General features: G+C 43.9%; 16 protein-coding genes. 6 read left to right on the top strand and 10 right to left on the bottom strand.

Annotated elements, in window-relative coordinates; all coding sequences use genetic code 11:
* Position 1: 1 nt before the first annotated feature.
* On the bottom strand, positions 2 to 373 hold the full coding sequence (locus ACVW0P_RS10800; RefSeq protein WP_457132102.1) for a hypothetical protein: 372 nt from the start codon (positions 371 to 373) through the stop codon (positions 2 to 4).
* Between the two features lie 261 nt (positions 374 to 634).
* Between ACVW0P_RS10800 and ACVW0P_RS10795 the strand changes: the two genes are divergently transcribed.
* Entirely contained in the window at positions 635 to 1855 is a 1221-nt protein-coding gene (locus ACVW0P_RS10795) for a multiheme c-type cytochrome (RefSeq protein WP_457132101.1), read from the top strand.
* Between the two features lie 55 nt (positions 1856 to 1910).
* Here ACVW0P_RS10795 and ACVW0P_RS10790 read toward each other — a convergent pair whose 3' ends face one another.
* From ACVW0P_RS10790 to bglX, 6 genes are all read right to left on the bottom strand, one after another.
* Positions 1911 to 3473, bottom strand: coding sequence for an FG-GAP repeat domain-containing protein (locus ACVW0P_RS10790; RefSeq protein WP_457132100.1), 1563 nt, complete (start codon positions 3471 to 3473; stop codon positions 1911 to 1913).
* 24 nt (positions 3474 to 3497) lie between these two features.
* Entirely contained in the window at positions 3498 to 4817 is a 1320-nt protein-coding gene (locus ACVW0P_RS10785; RefSeq protein ID WP_457132099.1) for a vanadium-dependent haloperoxidase, read from the bottom strand.
* A gap of 15 nt (positions 4818 to 4832) precedes the next feature.
* Positions 4833 to 8408 (bottom strand): VCBS repeat-containing protein, encoded by a 3576-nt coding sequence (locus tag ACVW0P_RS10780; RefSeq protein ID WP_457132098.1) that lies wholly within the window; start codon positions 8406 to 8408, stop codon positions 4833 to 4835.
* A gap of 80 nt (positions 8409 to 8488) precedes the next feature.
* Positions 8489 to 10324, bottom strand: coding sequence for a RagB/SusD family nutrient uptake outer membrane protein (locus tag ACVW0P_RS10775; RefSeq protein WP_457132097.1), 1836 nt, complete (start codon positions 10322 to 10324; stop codon positions 8489 to 8491).
* Between the two features lie 33 nt (positions 10325 to 10357).
* Entirely contained in the window at positions 10358 to 13612 is a 3255-nt protein-coding gene (locus ACVW0P_RS10770; protein WP_457132096.1) for a SusC/RagA family TonB-linked outer membrane protein, read from the bottom strand.
* An 804-nt stretch (positions 13613 to 14416) separates the two neighbouring features.
* Positions 14417 to 16726, bottom strand: a complete 2310-nt coding sequence (gene bglX / locus ACVW0P_RS10765; RefSeq protein WP_457132095.1) for a beta-glucosidase BglX — start codon at positions 16724 to 16726, stop codon at positions 14417 to 14419.
* Between the two features lie 186 nt (positions 16727 to 16912).
* Here bglX and ACVW0P_RS10760 point away from each other — a divergent pair, with 186 nt between their 5' ends.
* Positions 16913 to 17674 (top strand): NUDIX hydrolase, encoded by a 762-nt coding sequence (locus ACVW0P_RS10760; RefSeq protein ID WP_354431235.1) that lies wholly within the window; start codon positions 16913 to 16915, stop codon positions 17672 to 17674.
* Between the two features lie 67 nt (positions 17675 to 17741).
* Entirely contained in the window at positions 17742 to 18599 is an 858-nt protein-coding gene (locus tag ACVW0P_RS10755) for a YitT family protein (RefSeq protein WP_457132094.1), read from the top strand.
* Here the strand turns inward: ACVW0P_RS10755 and ACVW0P_RS10750 are convergent.
* Positions 18596 to 18802, bottom strand: coding sequence for a hypothetical protein (locus tag ACVW0P_RS10750; protein WP_457132093.1), 207 nt, complete (start codon positions 18800 to 18802; stop codon positions 18596 to 18598). The two genes, ACVW0P_RS10755 and ACVW0P_RS10750, sit on opposite strands and share 4 nt — an antisense overlap.
* A 202-nt stretch (positions 18803 to 19004) precedes the next feature.
* Here ACVW0P_RS10750 and ACVW0P_RS10745 point away from each other — a divergent pair, with 202 nt between their 5' ends.
* Both ACVW0P_RS10745 and ACVW0P_RS10740 read left to right on the top strand, forming a co-directional pair.
* Positions 19005 to 19739, top strand: coding sequence for a DNA-formamidopyrimidine glycosylase family protein (locus ACVW0P_RS10745; RefSeq protein ID WP_457132092.1), 735 nt, complete (start codon positions 19005 to 19007; stop codon positions 19737 to 19739).
* Positions 19740 to 19999: 260 nt separating this feature from the next.
* Positions 20000 to 20185 (top strand): hypothetical protein, encoded by a 186-nt coding sequence (locus ACVW0P_RS10740; RefSeq protein WP_354431239.1) that lies wholly within the window; start codon positions 20000 to 20002, stop codon positions 20183 to 20185.
* A 10-nt stretch (positions 20186 to 20195) separates the two neighbouring features.
* Here the strand turns inward: ACVW0P_RS10740 and ACVW0P_RS10735 are convergent, their stop codons facing one another.
* Both ACVW0P_RS10735 and ACVW0P_RS10730 read right to left on the bottom strand, forming a co-directional pair.
* Entirely contained in the window at positions 20196 to 21527 is a 1332-nt protein-coding gene (locus tag ACVW0P_RS10735) for a serine hydrolase domain-containing protein (RefSeq protein ID WP_457132091.1), read from the bottom strand.
* 139 nt (positions 21528 to 21666) lie between these two features.
* Positions 21667 to 22317 (bottom strand): ankyrin repeat domain-containing protein, encoded by a 651-nt coding sequence (locus ACVW0P_RS10730; protein WP_457132090.1) that lies wholly within the window; start codon positions 22315 to 22317, stop codon positions 21667 to 21669.
* A gap of 83 nt (positions 22318 to 22400) precedes the next feature.
* Here ACVW0P_RS10730 and ACVW0P_RS10725 point away from each other — a divergent pair, with 83 nt between their 5' ends.
* On the top strand, positions 22401 to 25004 hold the full coding sequence (locus tag ACVW0P_RS10725; protein WP_457132089.1) for a DNA translocase FtsK 4TM domain-containing protein: 2604 nt from the start codon (positions 22401 to 22403) through the stop codon (positions 25002 to 25004).
* Positions 25005 to 25069: the final 65 nt, after the last annotated feature.

Here is a 25069-nt window from a genome sequence, read left to right as displayed (position 1 = left end):
TTTATTTGCGCAATTTGCCCCGCGCTTTAATAATCTCCGTTACGGCCTCGGCTACAAATTCTTTTTGGTGAAGGTCTAATTCTGTAATTGCGCTTTCGCCGTCAAACTCGTAGGCTATTTTCACGTGGCCGTTATCTTGTGCTTTAAACCTGCGGTTGTTTTGTTCAAACTCCAGATAGCCATGGTCAGATATACGGTCGATATCTTTTCCATCTTCAGCAAAAACCACCTTGCCAGAATATTTTATCCTTTGATAAAGATTATCGGTCTTATTAACGATGGTGGTGGCCTTATCAAAATCACAAGCTGTACCTGCTGCAAGCATAAAAAGCGCCATGGCTATGTTTGCTACCGTTTTATTTATTCGGTTCATGTTATTTTAATTGAATAAGCAAATATAAACATTACATGGTATCATGCAATACATAGTACTATCATTATATTCAAATAGTTTTTAATCAACTATATAAATTTATTTTTCGGGGTTTTTTTAAAAAATTCATTATAATCTATCACAACATTACTCAAACACAATTCCTGCTAAAACCTTGCCCTTTGCAATAAAAACGCTATTTTAGAAGTGTAATAGCAGCACTCCTCGCCTGCTATTGCCGCTGATAAATCAATAAGCTCGATGTCTAATAAAAAGTTACTGCTGTTACCCGTATTTCTATTCCCGCTGGTAATGATATTAACGCAGTGCTTAAATACCAAAAAAGAAATTGCTGAAGACCCGCGGGGCGATGCTTATGTCGGGGCTAAAACATGCGTAAGTTGTCATAGTAACATCGCCAATACATACCCGCACATGGCGCATAGTATTGCATCGTCGTGGGCATCGGTAAACAGCATCCACGGCAGCTTTTCGGCAGGGCAAAATAGCGTAACTTATAACGATCATACTAAGCTGTTAATGACCAAAACCGATAGCGGCCTGTTCCAGACCAATTACGTTAACGGCGAAAAGGTGGAAATAGCGCGAATTGCTATTGCGATGGGTGGCGTTAAAGGCGAAAGCTATTTGTACTGGAAAGAGAACGAGCTTTTTCAACTGCCGGTATCGTTCGATAATTCCAAAGACCATTGGATTGTGAGCCCCGGTTACGATACCACTATGGCCAGTTTCGACAGGATGATCAACATCCGTTGTATGGAATGCCACGCCTCGTTTGCAAAAACGGAGCCGGGGAAAGCACCAAGTTTTGCAGGCGATGCCATCGGGTTTGATAAAAACTCTATCATTATGAGTATCGATTGCGAACGCTGCCATGGCGGGGCTAAACAGCATGTAGATTTCCAAACAGCAAACCCTACAGTTAAAACTGCTAAGTACATTACCCGCATAAGCGAACTTACCCGCGAGCAAAAGGTTGACCTATGCGGTACCTGCCACTCGGGCACCCAAACACAAAACACAGGGTCGATATTTGATTTTAAACCGGGTGATAAACTAACCGACTTTAAAAGGCACGCACCATCTGCCGGGCCTTTAGACCTTGCCCACCTTGATGTACACGGCGACCAGCTGGATATGCTTAAAACAAGCAAGTGTTACATCAGCAGTAAAATGGATTGTAATACCTGCCACAATACGCATCAAAACGAGCGTGGTAATATGACCCTTTTTGCCCAACGCTGCCAAACCTGCCACAAGGCAGCAGATCATAACCTTTGTAAGTTAACAGGCAAGCTTGATGCTACGACATTACAGGCCAAATGTATCTCCTGCCATATGCCGGCATTGCCGTCTAAGGCTATCATAAACGATAATCAATCCGTAATGATACATACCCATCATATTGGCATCTACCCGGATAACATTACTAAAATAGCGGCCTACCTAAAAAAAAAATGATGCTTACCCTACCCTGTTGGGTAGCATAAGCATCATCTATATCTACTTCTTAAGGTTACTTCTTTATATCGTTCTGCAATACAATAAACGGCTGGTGCTCGTCCCAATTGGGTGCAAAGTTTGGCTGGAATAAAAAGCCGCTTGCATAATTCCCCAGTATAATATCGGGCTTGCCATCCTTATTCAGGTCACTAACGTCCATGTTCATCCATCGGCCGTATTGGCTAACGGGTATGGCGTGGGCTTTAAACTCCATAGGTTTGCTTTGCTCAAAGTAAATAAACTCCTCGGCAGGGTTACTCTTCATATCAGCAAAAAAGGCTATGGTAGCAATATCCAGATCGCCGTCCTTGTCAAAATCGGCAGCTATGGCTTTCGTGGCACCATTTATAGGGTAAAACCAGGTTTGTTTAAAGTTATAGTCACCGGTATTTTTATAGATGTACAGCCCATGGTAAGGCTTTAAGATCCGCGAATCGCGGAAGTTGTACCCACAGGTGTATACCAGATCAGGGTTGCCATCATGGTCAACATCTGCCAGTTGAAAGCTTGTTGAACCATACACCGATGGGAAACGCAACAACTCCCTGCTTGTAAAACCGCCCTTTTTATCATTCAAAAATAACGACAGGCCTTCATTGCCACTGCCAAACAGCACCATCAGATCGGGGTATCCGTCTTTGTTAAAATCCTGGGCAACGGCCTGTACAGCGCCGGGCCTGTCGGTTATGGTGAATTGCTTTTCGGCCTTACCATTAGCGCCTAACTTCACCAGGAAAACGCCACCCTTGGTAAAACCCTGGCCTAAAACAACCAATTCGTTCTTACCGTCTTTGTCAAGATCTACACTTAGGGTTTGCACCGGTCTTGGCATATCGATAGCAACTTCCTGCGCGTTTAGGTTATCATTTAGTTTCGCGCTGTAAATTTTACCGCTTGCAAAATCAACGGGGTCTATCCGGCCAATGCACGATAGTATGGCCATATCCGCACCGGTTGCGTCTTTTGTAAAATTGGCATGTACCGCTGCCGATGGTACGCTGGTAACGGCTTTTACCTTCAGGTTGCTATCCCACTCGGTAAGGGTGTTAGCAACTACATCACTGGTGTAAATATTACCGGTGGTTGGGTTTGGAGCAACCATAGTTGTAAAGGCAATATCATTATTGGCTGCAGATTTTTTAAGCGTAAAACCCGCCCAATCATTTAATAACGGGCTTGGGCGTTTAGCGGGTGTTAGGGTATCCGGGGCTATTTTCTGATAATAATCTACCATGGCCTGCCACTCTACAATGGTTATAAGGGTGGTATCTTTGGTTTCTTTACCAGTTTCTTTGTAAAACGACTGCCCGTAGGTGCCTATCCCAAAGTAATGCGCCATAGATGGCAACGAATGTACACGCCATACGTCTTTTGTAAGCGCATTAGCGGGTACAAGTTCGTGGCATTTGGTACAGTGTATTTTCACAAGGTGTTCGCCATCGGCAACTACATTGCCCGTAAGCTTGTATGTGCCGCCCGTTTTGCTTTTACACCCTTCAAGCACTGTGCTTAATGATAGTAATGCAACCCCTGATAATATAAGAGAAGTAAATACGAAGGTCTGCTTTAGTTTCATGGATATATTGCTGATGCCGCTTTCTTAATTCTGTAACTTTAAATTATTCCAAATGTATTCGCCTATCTGTCGGCCCTGAACCGCGCCCTGGTCTACACTGTTTTTGTAGTGGATACCGCCATAAAAACGACTAATAGATGTTTCGTCGGCCGCTTTCAAAAACGAATCGAAATGGCGCTGCATACCAATGTAACGCAGGTCGCTGGTGTCCTGGTAAGAAAAGTTATCGCCAAACAAATGTGTTAATATCACTGCCGATGCGCCGCTAATATCGCTGTGCCCGCTTGGGTATTCGGGGAATGGCGGGGTTTGCAGCAATGGCAGCCAGGTGTGGTCTATCTTATCATTTATCACCGTAACCGGCCTTATATATTGGGTAGTGTATTTAACCTGCCAGCCGCAAATAAAGGCATCATACAAAGCAATTGATGTTAAGGCATAAGCCTGTGCTGTTTTAACCGCATCAGCCTTAGTTTTTTTACAGGCAATAGCAGTAATACCTATCCAGTGCCCGCCGGGTGTTATCTTTTTGTTTACGAACATCATATGCCCGTTATGTTGTATCACAAAAGGGTTATCATCCCAAAATTTAGCAATAGTGATCTCTTCTTTTGTAAGGCTTTTGCTTTTGTCATATACGGCAAGGTTTTGTTTAAAGTACTCGCTGTTTTTTTCCTCGCTAAACGGCGGTGGTGGCGGCAACGTAAAATCCGATGATGATTTTACCACAAAGGTTTCCATAGTGCCCCAGCAAAACTCCACACCATCTAAATAATCGGGCGCGGTTGCATGCCATTTACCATTATCATTGCTACCCAAAAATCTTGGCTTACCACGTGTTTTAGCATAATTATCTGCCTTGGCACGGGTTAATACCGCTTTACCAACACTCTCGCCAAAGGCCACAGAGCGGGCAAAGGTACTGTCATCAAGGTTGCTTGCGTACATGGCAAATACCTTATCCTCATACTTTTTAAGCGTATCTACAGAGAATGTTACTTTATGCGCTACGGTAAAAAACGCCTTGGTAGCTGCAAGTGTAAAATTATACTTAACCCCTTTTTTTGGCTGGGGGATGGCTTTAAAACCGTGCAGCTGCCCGGCTATTGAATTATATTTTGGATCTTGAAAACGCATAGCCTCATACTGCGCCAAACTGGTATATCCATAAATGCGACTTGCAACAGGCGGGCTAAACACATCGTATATTATTACTTGTGTAAGCTGGTCAACGTTTTCGTGCAGCACATCTGCATCGCTTTTTAGTGCTATTTTTTGCTTTTGCTTGCAGCTTATTGCCAAAAGGCAAAATGTGGCTGCAACTAAAAACTTATACTTTTTCATGTTTCGGCTATAAAATTAATTTAAGGGTATATCTCTGGCCTGGCCCGTATTGTTGGTTACAGTTACCGACAGCATTGTAGCATCAAGTTTAAAAAATCTGCCAGATTGCGACAAGAAAGATCCTCCATTATAAAACTCCTGTTTGGCGGTTTTACCATTCTTATATTTGATGGTGGCAAACATATCTAAAGGCAACAGACTGATGGTTTTTACAGGCTTTTTCAGTTCAAAAACTTTTAAGGCGCCTTTATACTGGCTGGCAGCAAGCAGGTAACCACCTTTTGCGCTACGCAATTTAACAAGTGCCTTACCATCGCCGGGGATATAAATACCACTCTGCATAATGGTTTGCGGTTTAAACCCCCCTTTGCCATCCCCTTTCAAAATCAACCCGTTAAAGGCATCGTAACGGCCGGTGGTAACTTCGGTACCGTAATCGTTTCCACTAAGGGCTATGTCAAGGTTACCATCGCCATCAAAGTCATCTATAATAATACCTGCCAGTTGTGACATTTGCGCTTCTATCGGCAGCGGGATCGTAGTAAATTTGCCGTGACCATCGTTACGCATGTAGCACGACCGCAGTTCGTTTGCCTTTAAGCGGATAGCGCCTTTACGCATCTCAGGCGTTATTACACTATCCATTGTGGCAACCGCGTACGATTTAAAGTTTTGAAACTTTATCCTCATGCTGATAATTTGCTTCACAATATCCTCGCGCGTATGGGCAGGGAATTCCTTCATCACCCCGTCCCTGTCTTTCAGGAATACGGATGGGATGGCGTCATAGCTATCGTTATTATCAAAATCTTTAGCGGTGATGTATGCCGGATATTGGTCTGTAGCTTTGTAGAAGGTATTTAAGCCCGTGTTGCCTACTATGTAATCAATATCGCCGTCGTGGTCAAAATCGCCGCCGGCTATAGTGTTCCACCAGCCCAATTTATCGGCTACGCCTGTGCTTGCGGTAACGTTTTTAAATACGCCGTGATCATTCTTCATAAAGGTAACGGGCATCCACTCACCTGTAATTACAAGGTCGGGCCATCCATCGTTATCATAATCGGTGAATGATGCATCGCACACCAAACCTAATTTATTTAAACATTTTGCAGCTATAGGGGTGGCATCTGTAAACTTTATCTGCCCTTTTTTACTGTCGTTACGCAATATAAGGCTCGATACAGGTTTGGGGTAGTTCCATGGGTCTACCCTGCCGGATACAAACAGGTCAAGCGCGCCATCCTTGTTGTAATCAACCGATTTTACGCAAAGCTTGCTGGTGAAATTAGTTGGTAAAGCGCCGGCCTGCAAAGTAAAATTACCTTTACCATCGTTAGCGTAGATCCTGTCCTGATATGATTTTGAGCCCGGGGCATCCTCGTAACCACCACTTGCAGCATACAAGTCGAGGTCACCATCGCCATCTGCATCAAATAACAATAAGCCCTCATCTTTATACTTATCGGTTAGGTTTTGCGCCGATACCAGCAGGTTGCGTTGAACAAATTTGCCACCCACTTGCTGTAAAAATAATTGCGCAGGATATTTTGAAGTACCGCCCACCACCATATCATCAAAGCCGTTGCCATCAACATCGCCCACGGCAATAGCCGGTGCATACTCAGATAATTTATGCGGGATCAGCTTTTGTACGTTAAAATCGGCGAAGTCAACATCATTATGTTTGTAGTTAATGCCCACTGCTTTGGTAACCTCGGTAAACAACGATTGTGTATTGATCTTAGCAACATCAAAGCTGTAAGGCGTTTTCGCGTTGTTGATATCAACCTTTAGTGTTTGGTCGGCTTTTACATTGGTAAGTTTTTCCTGCCTGCCGTTTTGCCATTTTATAACTACCGAATCTAAGTTGGTTATCTTACCCAAACCAAAGTGAGCTATATTTTGAATGGTTGACAAATACCCGCGAAACGGCGTATTCTCATAAACCTGGTGCTTGCCATGGTCGTAATAAATATCAGCCCAGGCTCCTATCCCGTCTTTGTTTTGCCCGCCGCCTTTAAACTGGATCTGTAAATAATGGTTATTGGCTTTATCGTTTTCGCGCGAGTTATTTTTGTAGACAAAAGCCTCGTCATCAATATTGTTAATGATCATATCCAGCGTGCCGTCGTTATCCAGATCGGCGTAAGCCGCGCCGTTAGAAAACGACGGGAGATCCATTCCCCATGCTTTACTTACATCTTCAAATTGCAAGTTGCCATTATTATGAAATGCATAATTAGCAATTTTAACAATCGGGATCTGTTTCAGAATTTGGCTTTTGCTTGCTATTGCAAACGATTCGTCTCTAAAAGCAATAAAGTCATGGTCGGTAACGTCGCGTGGATAGCCGTTGGTCACTACAATATCCCTAAAGCCGTCGTTATCAAAATCGGTTATCATAGGCCCCCAGCTCCAGTCGGTTTGTGCAACGCCGCTCATAAAAGCAACCTCGGCAAATGCGGGTGCACCAATAGAGTCGTTTTGCCCTAAGCGAGGGCCTTGGTTTAGCTGTAAAGTGTTATGGTTATATTGGTACTGGTATCCGTAAAAGTCAAAGTTTTGGTATAACTGATAGGCTGTGGCGGGCATAAACATCTTTTTGCGGTAGTTATCTTCCGGATCCATGTCCAGTTCAAAAACATCGGCCAGGCCATCGTTATTAATATCCTGCACGTCCTGCCCCATGGCGCTGGTGGCAGTATGTTTAAAATACTCCTGTGTGCGGTCGGTAAACGTACCGTCGTGGTTGTTAATGTACAGGATGTTGTTTGGTAAAAAATCGTTGGTAACATAAATATCTTTCCAGCCATCGCGGTTAATATCTACTACACTGGCTGCGTGGCCATAGCCTTCAATCAGTATCCCGGCCTGTTTAGACACATTGGTGTAAACCGGATGTTTTAAAGCGGTATTATAATCGTTACGGTAAAGCCTGCCTGTGTTGCGGCTGCTACCATCTTTTATGAGCGGCCTAAAGGCGCTTGTGTTATCTGTTGACTGTGCCTCGTTAACGGTTAGGTACATATCAAGGTCGCCATCGTTGTCATAGTCAAAAAACGATGCCATTGTAGAATGTACAGTTATATTAAGGCCGTACGCTTTTGCCTGTTCTTTAAATATGGGCACACCGTTCTTATCCGGCCCCTGGTTAATAAACAATAAATTGACCCTTTTAACAGAATCGTTTAATAGTGTGTTACATACATAAATATCCTTTAAACCATCATTGTTTATATCAACAACTGCTACCCCACGGCCCCAGCCGCCTCTGCCGCCTACGCCTGCTTTATCGGTAACGTCCTCAAACTTAAAATCTCCTTTGTTTATGTATAAACGGTTTGGTACCGCATTGCCTATAAAATAAATATCCTGCAGGCCATCGTTATTAAAATCGCCTATGCCGACACCGCCGCCGTTGTAAATATTTAGCTTATCAAGCGGGTTGATGGTATCGTTCTCTACTATCTCATTATTAAACTTTATACCCGAATGCGATGAAGAGATCCGCTCGAACATGGTAGCCTTTTTACAAGAAAATATTATGAGCGGTGTAATAATACATAGCAGATATCTAAGGGCTTTCATATAGCGATATTAGGAATTTTTATTCAAAAAAAAAGAGGGAGAGATAGATTATCCCCCCCTCTATTATAGGTTGTTAACTATTAATAACCTTTGTTTTGTTTTAATGAACCATTTGAGATATCGATCTGGTTTTGAGGTATAGGATAAAGTTCGTTCTTATTAGAAGTGAACTTAGCAACCTTCATAACCGCTGATGTAAATTTATCACCAAAGTCACGGGTGTTTTTCAGGAATTTCTCAATTTCTGTTGACATAATGGTACCTGCAGGGCCGCCGTTAGCAGCATCCCAACGAGATAAGTCAAAGAAACGATGACCTTCCATACCTAACTCAATCTTGCGCTCAAAGTAAACTGCCTTGCGGGCATAAGCCTGGCCGTTTGTAGCAAACTGTGTTGTATATAAACCAACTTTGTAATTTGCAGCAAATTTAGTGTTATCAACAATTGGTTTGGTAGCATCGCCACCGGTATAACCGGTAAGCAAACCTTTAACCCAACCACTTTGATCAGCCGCACGAGCCCTAACCATGTTAACATATGTTTGTGCTTCTGCAAGTTGATTTGCTTCAACAGCACATTCAGCAGCCCATAAAATAACGTCTGCGAAACGGATAGCATTATAGCTATTTGATGTTGATTGATTTGCAGCCCAACCATCATAAGACTCTGAAGTTGTTGATTGTGCAGCTTTGTAGTAAACGTTTTTGATTGGAAGGTACGGACCACCGTTTGGCTGATCACGTGCCCAGGCAGCACCCGGGCAAATTCCCCAATCCAAGTATGGAATACCACGACGACCTACTGACCAATCCAACCTTGCATCAAGCAATTCGGTACCCGGGGTAAACACAGTCTCGGCAGTTACACCCTGGTCATTTTTAATGTAATCGTTTTGGTAAGTATCAATTAATGGTAAACCATTAGCATCAACTTTAAACGAATTTACAAAATCAAAAGTTGGCTGGAAGAAACCGCAGCATCCTGCAGGGCCACCAGACGGGAAGTTTAACACGTTACCTGCGTTACCATTCAAACCGTTAGCACCATCTTTAACTGATGTTTGCACAACAAAAACACCCTCAGGGCCATTTTTAGTTGATGGGTTAAAGTTGTTTGCATATTTGCCTAAAGCGTAAGCAGCACCAGAACTTGTTTTACCGTTAGTGATCACATCTTTTAAGATGATAAAAGCATCAGGGTATTTGTGATCGTTCATTAAGGTTTTAGCCTCAAATGCAAGGGCAGCCCATTTGTTGGCACGTCCTATTTGCTGCTGAGTTGCAGGCAAGTCTGCAGCTGCTGCTTTAAAGTCAGCCTCAATTTTATCCCAGATAGGACCAGCGTTCGGTACGAAATAGTTATTAGCAGTGTACGTAATGGTTTCGTCAATGTAAGGAACATTTTTCCATAGTTTAGCGGCTTCAAGGTGGTAAAAACCACGTAAGAAACGAGCCTCAGCAATATATTGTTTTGTTTGATCAGGCGTGATGGAACCATCTTTTACCTGTGGCAACAACCTTAACACATCATTAGCACGTTGTACACCTGCGTAGCAATTACGCCATTTGTGATCCAGATAATCATTAGCACCGGTTGCACTGAAAGCCTCAAGGTTTGCTGCTGCAGGTTGGTCACCAGGGTTAGATCCTTTAAAGGCATCACCAGCTACAACACTACCAAACACCCAGTTATCGGTACCAGTTTCCCAAGGGCTACCAGCCTGGCCTTGAAATACACCGTCAACAAGTGAGTAAGCGCCAATCAAAATACCGTCAACACCTGTGCGCGTAGCAATTACACTCGGGATAAGGGCGCTAACAGGCGCCTGATCAAGATACTTCTTACATGAATAAGAGCCTCCAAGCAACACAAGTGTTGCCGGTATAAGGACTTTTAATTTAAAACTTTTTTTCATAACTATTCTCTTTATATATTATGTTAGTTATTATTAGAAACTAAGGTTTACGCCAAATATAAATCTGCGCTCATTGTTAGGGTAGTTACCTCTGTCTACACCCTGGCTGTTACGGCCATCGAATGCCTGAATTTCCGGATCAAGGCCGGTGTATTTTGTAGAAGTAAACAAATTAGTACCTTGTATGTAGGCACGTAATTTGTCAACACCTACGCTTTTAAGAATGCTTGGCGCAAACGTGTAACCAATTTGTACCGATTTTAATTTTAAGAATGAAGCGTTCTCTACATAATAAGAGTTAACCGCATCAGCTGTACTGAAGTTGGTTGTTTTCTCTATGATAGGTGCTTTAGGGTTTGTATTGGTAGGAGTCCAAGAATTGTTCAACAGGTCTAAGCTTTTGTTACCGGTTTGTGAACCGTAGAAGTTAGTCCAGTATTTAATAGTGTTGTAAGCATCGTTACCTTGTGAACCGTAGAATACAGCGCTCATGTCAAAACCTTTGTAACCCAGGTTTAAGTTAACACCATAAGTAAAGTCAGGAGTTGGGCTACCAATTTTGGTACGGTCAGCATCAGTAATACGGCCATCGCCATTTACGTCGGTATAACGGAAGCGGCCAGGGGCTGCATCTGTTTGGTATTTAGCCGTCGAACCGAACAGATCTGGCTTTTGTTGCGCGTTAAGCGCATCAATTTCGGCTTGGTTGTTCCAGTAACCTTGTACTTTATAACCGTAGAATTCACCAATGCTGCCACCTAAGTGGTTATAAACTACGTTACCGCTACGAACATTACCTGTGAAGAACGGAGCACCAATTTGAGTGATCTCATTTTTCACTGTAGTGATGTTTGCGCCAATAGAGTAAGTAAGGCCTGAAGTAGAACCGTGGTACGTGGCGCTAATATCAAAACCTTTGTTAACCACAGCACCGTTATTAACATCTGGTATAGCGGCGTCTGAACCACCTACTACACCAGGAAGAGGTACATTCACAAGCAGCCCCGTAATAGTCTTTTTATAGTACTCCACAGTCAAATCTAAATGATTGAATAGTGATGCATCAAAACCAACGTTCAACACTTTATCAGTTTCCCATGTTGTGTTTGGGTTACCCAATGAACTTGTTAAGTAACCAGGGATTACAGAGTTTGACGAACCGTCGATTGGGTAAGATGATGAACCTGCACCACCACCAAATGCAGCGTAAGCACTGTTTACTTTAACGTTACCATTGTAACCTGATGTACCGTAGCTACCACGGATCTTTAAGTCGTTCAACCAAGTCGAGCCTTTAAGAAACTCTTCCTGAGAGACGCGCCATGCAGCAGACACTGCCGGGAAAGTACCCCATTTATTTCCTGTAGAGAATAATGAGCTACCATCACGACGTACGGTTGCACCAAGAATGTACCTGTCGTTAAAGGTATAATCTACCCTTGCGAAGAATGACATGATTTTGCTTAGGCCATTAGCGTCGTTACCGAAACCGCTGGTTGCTGTAGTTTGACCTGGCTGGCCATTAGAGATGTTTGCATAGAAAGGATCAAGCGAGAAAAGATTTTTGGCACCCGCGCTTAAAGAGCGGTTTGTGCGGCCTCTTTGCTCGAAACCTGCTAACACGCCGATGCTGTGTTTGCCAAATACTTGTTTGTAATTTAAAGTGTTGCTCCAGTTAAAGTTGGTATCATATGACGCACCCTCGCTGTAGCTATTGTTACCACCATGTGCTTCACCGCTATCATATTGGCGGTAACCGATGTTGTAGAAGTAGCGGTTGTAAATGCTTGCACTGTAAGCGGTACGTGCGGTAAAGTGTTTCAGGAAGTCGGCTTCTGCAAACACGGTACCCTGCATACCATATTCATTGGTATGAGTAGTGTTTTGGCGCTCTTGCATACCAACAGGGTTAAGGGCGTTACCCAAAGCAGCCGGGCCGGCGTAAGTACCACCTAAGTTACCTGCAATATCTCTAACAGGGATAAAAGGAAGTATACGGTAAGTTTCGGAGATAGGGTTACCCTCGTTAAGGTTACCACCGCCAACTAAACCACCACCACCGTTAGGCGAGCTGATATAATAGTAACTCATGTTCTCACCTAACCTGATGTGATCTTTCACACTAAAGCTGGTGTTAACACGGGCCTGGTATCTTTTAAAGTAGGTATTTATAAGCGTACCCTGTTGGTTGGTGTAACCTAAAGATAAGTAGTAGTTGCTTTTATCGCTTGCACCACTTGCGCTTAATGAATGTTGTTGAATTGGAGCACTTTTGAAAATTTCGTGGAACCAATCCGTACCTGCGCCTTTAGCAAATTTTTGGATCAGGTAATCCTTTGCTGGATCATTATCCAGGTGATAGTTTGGTAGAAAATTAGAAGCATTGGCCTGGTTGAATACGCCCCTGGCGCCAGAACCGGCCTGGTAACCATAATCGGCAATTTTACCATTAAGCAATAACGCGTTACCCGGATCAGCTTTAAGTAATAATTGCTCGTACTGGTCTGCATTAAGCGTATTAAATACATTACCGCCTAATGCTTGGGTAGTGCCGTAAAATGCATCGTAAGAAATTGATGTTTTGCCTTGTTTACCTTTTTTAGTAGTGACAACTACAACACCGTTACCACCACTTACACCGTAGATAGCAGCAGCACCAGCATCTTTCAGTACCGAAATCGACTCAATGTCGTTAGGGTTTAGGTTAGAGATATTACCAGTTTGCAAACCATCAACTACGTAAAGCGGAGATGAGCTACCAAAGTTGCTTAAACCACGAATAGTTACCTGAGCACCACCACCTGGAGAACCTTGTGTTACAACGTTAACACCGGCAGCCTGGCCTTGTAGCATACTTTCTGTACTTACTGTAGGAACAGATTTTGCAGCTGTAACATTTACTGTAGTAACAGAACCGGAAATGTCTTTTTTACGTTGCGTAGTGTAGCCCGTTACTACTACTTCGTTCAACGCGTTACTGCCGCTTTGTAAAACAACGTTAATTGTTTCGCTTGCGCCGACAGTAAGCTCGTTTGTTTGGTAACCCAGGTATGAGATGACCAATACGTCGCCTGGATTAACATTGATGTTGTACTGTCCGTTAACATCAGTTTGTGTACCGATAGTAGTGCCCTTGATACGCACACTGGCCCCTACTACTGGCAGCTTGTCGTCGCTGCCGGTAACTTTACCAGAGTGTTTTGTTTGAGCATTAACTACCAATGAAGAAACCATGCAGCATAGTAGCAGGCATAGTGTTCTTCCCTTAAGGAGTAAACTTTTAAACATGAGATTGAGATTTAGTTGATTAATATATTTGATTTAAGATCGATATCAATGAGGATGGCCGGTATGCTGGTGAGATAACAATGGCAACCACCTCAAAAAATAGAATTTTTTAGTTATGGCGCCCCCCTGGCCGGGCTGGGATTATTAGCATGTAGAATTAGTAAAAGTTTTATCATGTAGTTACACTATCCTGTTAAAAATTTTATTCGGTTTAAAAGTTGCTGCGCAATACTTAACGCCCATCAATCTTGTTTATCCGTTAAATTTGTTTGCTTTTCTTTAAAAAGAAAAGGTTTATAATTGGTATGCTCTAATATAAATAGAGTGTATAGGTTACACAAGCCGCTTTATACGAATTATAAATTATTTATTAGTTACTGTACAATACGTTTCAATATTTCAATTTAATAACCATTTGTTAAATACATCTTAATAATTCGATATTAAGTTTAACAATTTCGCAATGTAAAAATCTTGTTGTAAAGCGTTTTTTTTGTCAAAAAACGAAATTTGCTTTTCATAACAACCTAAACCATCCCCTATCTCAAATTAATTAAAAAACTTATTTGATTTTTTTAAGAAGTAGGCTGTTTAAAATAACCGCTCTGTTAAATTCCTGTTAATTTTACAGTTATTCCACTAAATCACTATACTTTTTTTGCGTTGTTTTACACCAAGTGATTTTTATAGCCTATATATCATTTGTATAAAAAAAAAATGCCCTGGTAATATTACCAGGGCATATTGTATCTGTATTTATATAAAAAAAATCTAACTGAATTTATTTACGCTGAGGCGTTTGCCCTATTTGGCCCAAGTTACTTTAGCGGTTTTAACATCAGCCGAACTGGTGCCTACCTGTATCACAAATTCTCCCGGCTCCCAATCGTATTTTAGCTGGCTGTTGTAAAACTGAAGCTGGTTTGTTGTAATCGGGAAACTTACTTCTTTTTTCTCTCCATTTTGCAGGCTTATTTTTCTAAACCCTTTAAGCTCTTTAACCGGGCGGCTGATGCTTGCTGCCGGGTCGCCTATATACAATTGTACTACTTCTTCACCTGCGTAAGGGCCGTTGTTGGTAACTGTAACTGTTGCCGTAAGGGTTTCGTTCCCTTTTAATTTGGTTTTACTAAGCGTAAGGTTGCTGTAAGTAAAGTTGCTGTAGCTTAAACCGTAACCGAATGGGTACAACGGGTCATTGCTGATATCTAAATAGTTCGATTTAAATTTAGTTGAGCCCGATGCATACGGTCGGCCTGTATTTAAGTGATTATAATAAATAGGTATCTGCCCCACACTACGCGGGAAGGTTGCCGTTAATTTACCGGATGGATTGTAGTTGCCAAATAATACTTCGGCAATGGCGTTACCTGCTTCGGTACCCGGTGCCCAAACATCTAATATGGCGGCGGCGTGCTCATTCTCCCAGGTTAGGGTAAGCGGGCGGCCGTTAAACAATACAATTACAATAGGTTTACCCAGTTTGGCAAGTGCTTTAAGCATCAGCTGCTGGCTTTCGGGGATGTTAATATCAGAACGGCTTGATGATTCGCCGCTCATGCTTTGCGATTCGCCAACCACGGCAACAATAATATCCGATTTTTTTGCAGCCTTCACTGCATCTTCAATCATATCATCGGGTGATTGTTTATCAAGCGACACCATGCCCGGGCCAAAGTTAAGGCGTTTCATAAAGGTGGTATCGTCGGTAATATTACTTCCTTTAGCGTAGTTGATCTTTACGTTATCACCCACAATGTGTTTGATACCTTCTATCACGCTTATAGACTTTTCCCACTCGCCGCCAATTACCCAGGTGCCAAGCATATCGCGTTTATTATCGGCCAGCGGGCCAACAAGCGCGATACTACCACCAGATTTTTTTAACGGCAGTATTTGGTTTGCATTTTTCAACAACACAAAAGAGTGCTCTGCAGTAAGGCGGGATGCTTTGCGGTTGGCATCTGTCATGATGTCGGTTTTCTCGCGTTGCGGATCTAAAGATTTATATGGGTTATCAAATAATCCCAGTTTGTATTTTGCTTCCAAAATTCGGCGACAAGCCAGGTCAATATCTGCCTGGGTAACTTTACCTTGTTGTAACGATTTTTTTAGTGTGGTTAAAAAGCCTTCGCCTACCATATCCATATCAAGGCCGGCTTTTAAGGCCAGGGCAGATACCGTTTGCAAGTCGCCCATACCGTGATTGGTGGTTTCGTTTAGCGCAGTATAATCTGATACTACAAAACCGTTAAAGCCCCATTGCTTGCGCAACAGATCAGTAAGTAACCATTTGTTGGTAGTCGCCGGCACACCATCAACCACATTAAACGAGCTCATGAAACTACCCGCGCCTGCATCAAGCGCCGCTTTATATGGCGGCAGGTAATAGTTGTACATCGCCAGGCGGCTCATATCAACCGTGTTATATTCGCGGCCAGCTTCGGCGCCGCCGTAAAGTGCAAAGTGTTTTACACAAGCCATTACCGCATCGGCATTTTTCATACTGCTGCCCTGGTAACCCCTTATCATGGCAGCGGCAATTTTACCACCCAAGTAAGGGTCTTCACCCCCACCCTCAGAGATCCGGCCCCAACGCGCGTCGCGGGCAATATCAACCATCGGGCTGAAAACCCAGTTTAGCCCTTCTGCAGTAGCTTCTTTAGCGGCTATGTGCGCGGCATGCTCCACGATAGCCATATCCCACGTTGCCGACATACCCAACGGTATAGGGAATATGGTGCGGTGCCCGTGTATAACATCTAAACCAAATATTAAAGGGATATGCAGGCGGGTGCCTTTTACAGCGGCTTCCTGCATTTTGCGTACATTCTCTGTCCCGTATAAACCAAAAATACCGCCGATAGCGCCTTTTTTAACGCCATCGCCAATACCATTATTAGTTACCGACCCTGTGATAGCCATACCGCCTGTTACCAGGTTAAGCTGCCCTATCTTTTCGTCCACTGTCATCTTTTTCATTAACGCGCTTACAAAAGCGTTCATTTTTGCAGCTTCGGTTTGCTTTTGGGCCATGGCTTTGTTTAGCGGCATACAAAAAAATGCAGCGGCACCAAGTATGGCAAACGGCTTATTGGTAAAATATTTTTTCATTAAATGAGTTTTTTTGGCGTGTACGGTTTATCACCATTTATTCAGGTTAATTTTCGCAATATTAAATTACTGTAAAACTTATTAGTTATAATTGGTTTTTAATAAGCGACCTACACATGGTGTAATTGGTACACAATTGTAAATATTAAATTTAAACAATCAAAGTAATTTTTATCAACGCGTTAAATGTTAACTAAACAGCAGCTGGAAGATTTTTGGGCCGAGGCCGGTAAGGTATATCTTAACCATATATCTATAGACTGTGTGGTATTTGGTTTTCATGAAGGGCAAATGAAGGTTTTGATGCTTAAAAGTAACAACGAAGATGCCTGGTACCTGCCCGGCGGCTTTGTGCGAAAACTTGAGCCAATGGAAAACGCTGCCGACCGGATCCTGAAAGAGCGCACCGGTATTGATGAAATATTTTTACAACAATTCCACGTTTTTGGCGACCCGGACCGATCCAAGATCCATAACGAGATGTATAAAGATATGCTGCCTGCCGAAAAAAACTTTTTTGGACAGCGCTTTATATCTATAGGTTATTACGCTTTGGTGGATTTTTTTAACGTTACCCCCACTCCTGATGACTTCTCTGAAATATGCACCTGGCGTGACCTTAACGACCTGCCCAAGTTTCAGCTGGACCACGAATTAATATTCAGGAAAGCCTTAGATACCCTACGCCTGCAGCTAAACTACCAGCCCATTGGTTACAACCTGATGCCTAAGGAGTTTACCATGCCCGAGCTGCAAAAACTTTACGAAACCATTCTTGATAAAAAGCTGGACCGCCGCAACTTTCAGCGCCGCATGCTTGGCTTTGGCATCCTGAACAAGCTGGAGACAACCCGCAAAGGTGGTGCCCACAAAGCCCCATACCTATACTCATTCGACCTGAAAAATTACCAGGCAGCGTTGAAAGAGGGGTTGAAGAGTGGCTGGTAAACTTGCCCTTTAGTTGATTTTTGCTATATTAACCCTACATCCTATTGGTTACTGTTTATTAGCACTTATGAAATTCAGGGGCGCACTTGTCGATTCGTTACTTATTATTTTGGGCATCCTATCTGCAGGGATGGGTTTGAAGGGTTTTTTGTTACCCAGCCATTTTATCGACGGCGGCGTTACCGGCATCTCCATTTTAGTAGCCGATGCTACCGGCCTGCCGTTATCTGTGCTGATATTTATTATTAATTTACCTTTTTTGTTTTTAGGCTATCGTAAACTGGGCGCAACATTCGCCTTAAAGGGCGCGGCGGCTATTGGCGGCCTTTCACTTGTACTGGCTTTTATGCACTTCCCCGATGTTACGCCCGATAAACTACTTACCGCCGTGTTTGGCGGTGTATTTATAGGCGCGGGTATTGGGATGGCTATACGTGGCGGCGCGGTGCTTGACGGTACCGAGATTGCCGCCCTATTAGTGAGCAAAAAAACACAGGTGGTGCGCGTAAGCGATGTAATATTGATACTAAACGTGGTTATTTTTGGCGCCGCGATCATCCAGTTAGGGGTCGAGAAGGCACTGTACTCCATACTTACTTATCTCTCGGCATCTAAAATGATAGATTTCATTCTTAACGGATTGGAGCAATATACCGGCATGACCATCGTATCTGCCAAAGGCGAAGAGATCCGTTTGGCTATCACCCAAAAGCTTGGCCGTGGGGTTACGGTTTACCAGGGTAAAAGCGGCTATGGTAAGGATGGGCACATCAACGCCCCGCGCGAAATTATTTTCACTGTGGCAACCCGTTTAGAAGTACCGTTGCTTAAAAAAGAAGTTTTAAGAATTGATCCCGCCGCATTCATCGTACAGCAAAGTGTGGATGACACTACAGGTGGTTTGCTGAAAAAGAAGAAGCATTAACTCCCTTTGATTTTATTACGTACCCAGGTTGGTACTTTATCAATGCTCCGTTTAGTATAAACAGCTACATAATCATACGATAGCCCGTCTTTTTCAAGCGTTACGAAAACATCTACATTTTTCTCATTGTCATAATCGTCTAAAGAATATAATAATTCTACTGTTTTATCGGCTGTTTTAAATACCTGCTCGTCTGTATGCATGCGGTAAATGTAACTTTAAAAATTTAGAGCTCAGTAAATCAATTTATTTCGGTTCGAGTTTAAAAGGGGGGAGGCGAGTTGCCGGGAGCTTGGGGCATCTATACAAAGCATTAACAGTTTTCCCCGCTCCAGCACTCTCCTTCCTCGCTCCCATCTCCACCCTGGCTTAATATTTGCGTCCGTCCCTTCAAAACTAACTACCATGCCTGAAGGGCCAAGCATACTCATATTAAAAGAAAAGGTACAGCAATTTAAGGGCGACAAAGTGATCCACGCCAGTTGTAACAACGGCACGCTTGATGCCGCCATGCTTACCGACCAACCCATTACCGACTTTAAAAGCTGGGGCAAGCATTTTTTGATCTGCTTCCCAAAATTCACGGTACGCATCCACATGATGATGTTTGGCACCTACCGCATCAACGAGCATACCGAAAAACCACCGCGCCTGCACCTGCAATTTGAAGATGGCGAACTCAACTTTTACGCCTGCCAGCTAAAGTTGATCACCGAACCATTGGACGAGGTTTACGACTGGAAAGCCGACATTATGAGCGATGAGTGGGATACCAAACATGCCATCAAAAAAATGAAGGCCGAGCCTGAACTTCTGGCTTGTGATGCATTGATGAATCAGCAGATCTTCTCAGGAGTTGGCAATATAATCAAGAATGAAGTGCTGTTCCGTGCCTGCATCCACCCGGAAAGTTTGATAGCCGCCATGCCCCCCAAAGCGGTTAAAGAAATGATACACGAGGCCATCAAATACAGCTTCGAGTTTTTTGAGCAGCGCAAAGCAGGTACGCTCAAAAAGCACTGGCAAGCCTACCATAAAAAGGAATGCCCGCGTAACCAGGTACCATTTAAAAGTAAAGACACCGGCAAATCCCGCAGGGCAAGTTTTTATTGTGAGAAATGCCAGGTGTTGTATAAATAGTGAGTCATGGTGAGCCTGTCTAAGCATTCCAACGATTTTACTCACCCGGTCATTGCTTCGCTCGACCACCCTCTCTTCGCTGCGCGGAAAGAGGGTTAGAAAAAATCATCCTGCTCTTTACCCTCTTTGCGAAACATAGAAAGGTCGACCAGCGGAGCGTAGGCGGGGTGAGTAAACTCTACGCTTATAAAGCACAGCTATCAGCTTAACCGAAACTTATTCCAATTCCCTTTGTTGAAGCTATATAACCCTATACAATCATGAAAACGATAAAAATTGACGGCAACCCTGCAGACCTTACCGCAGTAATGGTGCCCCGCGAAGCCGAATACCACGACCATGAAACCGTAAGGTTAGAATCTTCTGTAGATGGCGTATCCGTAGAAAAAACAATCTTCCGTGTGGTAGATGGCGGCGAGGATAAATGGGAATTGCAGTTTGAATAATATTGCAATTTTACTCGCGCGTAAACACCGTTATTTTGCCCCTTTGCATTAAAGTGAATTGGCCTTTTTCGGTATCAAATTCCAAATGGATATCGTAAGGCTCAAATTCAAATACATTTTTGGCGACTGCATCAAACTTAATGGCGCTCTGCCCGGCAGCTGTGCCTATCAGCGTAGTGTTACCTTTGGTCATGGTGATCTTAACAGGAAAGTCAGGGCTTGCATACACACCAAGGTATTTGTCAAGATCTGCTGTTTTTAGCGCCAGCGTTTTAAAAGTTGGAATGTTATAGGGTTGGTTGAAACAAATACTTAATACTCCCTGTAAAATTTTGGAGGGGTCGTAACTGCCGCCATTGCTGGTATAACTCACAGCTAATTTCTCGGCAGGGAAGTAAGCTAACTCCGAACGGTAGGCATCAATCGCGCCGCCATGCCCGTAGTACACCTTGCCTTTAATGTCTTTTTTAAACATAGCCAAGCCGTAATTGTCTTTCATCGTTTTCATCAACTCTAAGCTGGCGGGTTTTACAAGCTTGCCTGCAAATAATGCTTCGATAAACCTATCCAGATCTGTTGAGGTTGATACCATGGACCCTGCACCTGTTGGGATGCTCATATCAGTTTCCATGAACTTTCCCCATTTATTGCCTGTATAGGTGTAAGAAAGCGCCTCGTTATTAGCAGTGTTCGTTTTAACACCGTAGTAAGTATCCTTTAAACCTATCTTATTTACCACACGCTGTTTAACCAGTTCCGGGTAAGTTTTTTTAGTGACCTTTTCAATAATATAGCTTAACATGACGAAGTTGGTATTACTGTACTCGCCTTTGATGCCCGGCTCAAAATCCGGTTTCATTGCGGCTATCCTTGTCAGCATTTGCTCGTGCGTTTGCGGGGCAAGCATATAAGTCATGTAGGCAGGGTCATTAGTAAAATTGTGGAGGCCGCTGTGGTGGCTCAACATCATTCCGATAGTAATCTTTGCAGCATTTGGCACCTGCGGATAAAATTTATCAAGCGTTGTTGCCAGCGTAAGTTTCCCCTCGTCTACCAATTGCATCACCATAACACCTGTAAACATTTTACTGATAGAGCCAATGCGGTATTTGGTTTTAGCTGTTGCCGGGATGGTCGCCGGGCTATCAATGGCCGCGTTGCCAATACTCCTTTGGTAAACTATCTGTCCGTTTTGCGAAATGGTTAGGCTGCCCATGTTTTTATTATTGGCAGTAATTACATCCAGCAGGCTATCTAACCTGGCTTTATTAATTGTTTGCGCATTTACAGCATTGCCAATGGCGGCCGATAGTACAAACAGGATAAGTAGTTTTTTGATCATGATGAGTGGAGCGTTTCCTATTTGGAGTACAAAATACAGATGTTGTTACTCCTAACAGGAATTATTTGTGGCGTAACATAAACATTAGAGACTATTAAGGTTTAAGGCTTTACAGTCGCAAAAGGGTTTTCGCTCTTCGCTAACCTTCCAGTATCTCGGCAATTTCATCAAAGCCTTTTTCGCGGGCCAGGTCGGCGGGGAGTTTGCCGCCTTCCATGCGTATATCTGTTTTGGCGCCTTTTTCCAGCAGCAGGATCAGCAGTTCCAGGTTGCCGTTTTGCGCGGCAGAATGCAGAGGCGTAGTGCCTTTTTGCTGCTTTACGTTTACATCGGCATCATTCTCTATCAGCATGGTAGCAGTGCTTGTAAAATTACCTGCGGCTGCCGAGTGCAGGGGATAAACGTTATAACCGTTATCGCTTGGCCGGTTTACATCGGCGCCTTTAAGCACCAGGTAACGAGCAATATCATACCGGCCAAAATAGCTGGCGAGGCCTAAAGCGGTAAAGCCATCATCGGCATAAGCGTCGATCCGTTCGGGATGGGTGGCAATAAGGTAGGCAACATCATCAAAACGGTCGGCAGCGGCAGCTTCAAAAAGAGTGAGATCGGTAGTGTATTTAAGCAGCACGTTGGTTACCGCGGGTTTGAGGTAATAGCAGGAAAGCATCAACGGCGATACATTAAGGCTGGTTTTTGCCCTGGCAAGCTCGGGGTTACGGGCAAGCAAAAGGTCTAAAGCCCCGGTATCGGCATTAGCTATAAGTTCTTCCAGATCGGTTAGGCTCATAAAGTGTAATAATACTAAAAAATTAAAAAATATCTGTTTAATCTAATACCTTTATATTTGCAATTAAACGTTCAATTTTCAGGATGCCGATCAAAGGAAACCAGTTCAAATCAAATAGTTTTAGGGAAGAGAATCCGCCGGGTAAATCTGGTTCAAAACCGTCATCGGGCAGCGCGAAAACCGAGCGCGAAAGGCCTGTAAAACAACAGGGTGAGCGCATGCCACTCTTTGACCTGCGCGACGGCCGTATCATTAAGATAGCGGGATTATTTTGCCTGGTGCTTTCGGTATTTTTCCTGATCGCGTTCACCTCCTACCTGTTCACCTGGCAGCAGGACCAAAGCTACGTATCAAAAGCCAACGGCGGCTGGGGCAACCTGTTCAAAACCACTAAAGAACTGCTGGAGAACGGCGTTAACAACCCCATGGTTGATAACTGGCTGGGCAAATTTGGCGCGCTGCTTTCCAACCAATTTATCTTCGAATGGTTTGGTTTGGCGTCGTTCCTGTTCGTGTTTGTATTTTTCATTATAGGCTACCGCCTGCTGTTTAAAATAAAACTGTTTTCGGTTAGCAAAATGCTGGCCTACACGTTGTTTGCGATTGTGTTTCTATCGATAACATTCGGCTTTTTCCACGCTTTCATATTGGATTACCCCCATTTTTTAGAGGGTGAGTTCGGCTTTTGGACAAACCGCCTTTTAGCCGCGCAGATAGGGCAATCAGGTACCGGTTTTGTGCTGATATTTTTGGCATTAACGGTACTCATCATCGCCTACAACATCGACTTTAAACTACCGGAACGTAAAATAAAAACAGACGACCTAACTGCTGCCGATGCACTATCATCAGAGCCCGTTGAATTGGTAGACGAAGAAATTTCTTTACCTGTAGAGTGGCCGCGCAATGGCGGCAACCGCGTTAAGGATATGCTTGCCGCCCAGGGCGAAACTGGCGAACCGATGCAGCAGGAACGTTTACAGCAAACACCGCTGCAACAAACAACTGTGTTCCACGAGCCGGTAGTGTTAAAGCCCGAGATAAGCCACGAGCCGGAGGAAGAAACAGAGATCCCGCTTACCATTGATGTGGAACGCCCCATGCCTATCCTCAACATTGAAATAAGCGATGATGATAAAGCAAAAAGCCTGGTAGACCAGTTTGGCATGTACGACCATAAGCTAGACCTCGCCACCTACAAATACCCAACTATTGACCTTTTGGAGAACTACGGCGCTTCAAAAATCGCGGTAAATTCCGAAGAGCTGGAAGCCAACAAAAACAAGATCGTTGAAACGCTGAACCATTATAATATCGAGATAGATAAGATAAAAGCCACCATTGGCCCAACGGTTACGCTTTATGAAATTATCCCTGCGCCGGGCGTGCGCATCTCTAAGATCAAGAACCTGGAAGATGATATCGCGCTGAGCTTGGCGGCTTTGGGCATCCGTATCATCGCGCCTATGCCGGGCAAGGGAACCATCGGCATCGAGGTACCTAACCAAAATCCCGAAATGGTATCAATGCGGTCGATATTGGCTACCGAGAAATGGCAAAACAACACTATGGACCTGCCTATAGCGCTTGGTAAAACCATTTCTAACGAGGTGTTTATTGCCGATTTGGCCAAAATGCCCCACTTACTGGTTGCTGGTGCTACCGGCCAGGGTAAATCGGTTGGTATCAACGCCATATTGGTGTCGCTGCTTTACAAAAAGCACCCGGCTGAGTTAAAATTCGTACTGGTAGATCCAAAAAAGGTGGAGCTTACGCTGTTCCGCAAGATAGAGCGGCACTTTTTAGCCAAACTGCCGGATGAGGCGGATGCTATTATCACCGATACCAAAAAGGTAGTAAACACGCTAAACTCGCTTTGTATTGAGATGGACCAGCGTTACGACTTGCTGAAAGACGCGCAGGTACGTAACCTGAAAGAATACAACACCAAGTTTGTTAACCGCAAAATAGCTGACCCCGAGAAACACCGTTACCTGCCGTTTATTGTGCTGGTAATTGATGAGTTTGCGGATCTGATGATGACTGCAGGTAAAGAGGTGGAGCAGCCTATTGCTCGTATCGCGCAGCTTGCCCGTGCGGTGGGTATCCACCTGGTTATTGCTACCCAAAGGCCATCGGTAAACGTTATTACAGGTACTATCAAGGCCAACTTCCCTGCACGTTTGGCGTTCAGGGTGTTATCAAAGATCGATTCGCGCACCATATTGGATGCCGGCGGTGCCGACCAGTTGATAGGCCGTGGTGATATGCTGCTGTCTACAGGCAGCGACCTCATCCGCCTGCAGTGCGCCTTTGTAGATACCCCCGAGGTTGAACGCATATCCGACTTTATTGGTAACCAGCGCGGCTACCCGTCGGCGATGTTCCTGCCGGAATATGTGGGCGAAGGTGAAGCAGGCAACAGTGCCAAAGACTTTAACCCGGACGATCGCGACCCGATGTTTGAGGATGCCGCACGGTTAATTGTATTGCATCAGCAGGGTTCTACGTCTCTTATCCAGCGTAAAATGAAACTGGGTTACAACCGTGCAGGCCGTATAATCGATCAGTTGGAAGCTGCAGGTATTGTTGGCCCCTTTGAAGGCAGCAAAGCCCGCGATGTGCTTTACCCGGATGAGTACAGCCTGGAGCGCGCCCTCGAAGAAATGCAAAAACCCCGCAATTAAACTAATTTAGTTTGCAACACTCTAAACCATTACAAGCCGTATTGGTTATTGCCTGTGAGTTTTAA

The sequence above is a fragment of the Mucilaginibacter sp. UYNi724 genome (genome assembly GCF_054057495.1).
This window is presented reverse-complemented; position numbering and strand designations above follow the sequence as displayed.

Coding starts and splice junctions, on each gene's coding strand:
- ACVW0P_RS10800 (WP_457132102.1), bottom strand. CDS start 373: ATGAACCGAATAAATAAAACGGTAGCAAACATAGCCATGGCGCTTTTT.
- ACVW0P_RS10795 (WP_457132101.1), top strand. CDS start 635: ATGTCTAATAAAAAGTTACTGCTGTTACCCGTATTTCTATTCCCGCTG.
- ACVW0P_RS10790 (WP_457132100.1), bottom strand. CDS start 3,473: ATGAAACTAAAGCAGACCTTCGTATTTACTTCTCTTATATTATCAGGG.
- ACVW0P_RS10785 (WP_457132099.1), bottom strand. CDS start 4,817: ATGAAAAAGTATAAGTTTTTAGTTGCAGCCACATTTTGCCTTTTGGCA.
- ACVW0P_RS10780 (WP_457132098.1), bottom strand. CDS start 8,408: ATGAAAGCCCTTAGATATCTGCTATGTATTATTACACCGCTCATAATA.
- ACVW0P_RS10775 (WP_457132097.1), bottom strand. CDS start 10,324: ATGAAAAAAAGTTTTAAATTAAAAGTCCTTATACCGGCAACACTTGTG.
- ACVW0P_RS10770 (WP_457132096.1), bottom strand. CDS start 13,612: ATGTTTAAAAGTTTACTCCTTAAGGGAAGAACACTATGCCTGCTACTA.
- bglX (WP_457132095.1), bottom strand. CDS start 16,726: ATGAAAAAATATTTTACCAATAAGCCGTTTGCCATACTTGGTGCCGCT.
- ACVW0P_RS10760 (WP_354431235.1), top strand. CDS start 16,913: ATGTTAACTAAACAGCAGCTGGAAGATTTTTGGGCCGAGGCCGGTAAG.
- ACVW0P_RS10755 (WP_457132094.1), top strand. CDS start 17,742: ATGAAATTCAGGGGCGCACTTGTCGATTCGTTACTTATTATTTTGGGC.
- ACVW0P_RS10750 (WP_457132093.1), bottom strand. CDS start 18,802: ATGCATACAGACGAGCAGGTATTTAAAACAGCCGATAAAACAGTAGAA.
- ACVW0P_RS10745 (WP_457132092.1), top strand. CDS start 19,005: ATGCCTGAAGGGCCAAGCATACTCATATTAAAAGAAAAGGTACAGCAA.
- ACVW0P_RS10740 (WP_354431239.1), top strand. CDS start 20,000: ATGAAAACGATAAAAATTGACGGCAACCCTGCAGACCTTACCGCAGTA.
- ACVW0P_RS10735 (WP_457132091.1), bottom strand. CDS start 21,527: ATGATCAAAAAACTACTTATCCTGTTTGTACTATCGGCCGCCATTGGC.
- ACVW0P_RS10730 (WP_457132090.1), bottom strand. CDS start 22,317: ATGAGCCTAACCGATCTGGAAGAACTTATAGCTAATGCCGATACCGGG.
- ACVW0P_RS10725 (WP_457132089.1), top strand. CDS start 22,401: ATGCCGATCAAAGGAAACCAGTTCAAATCAAATAGTTTTAGGGAAGAG.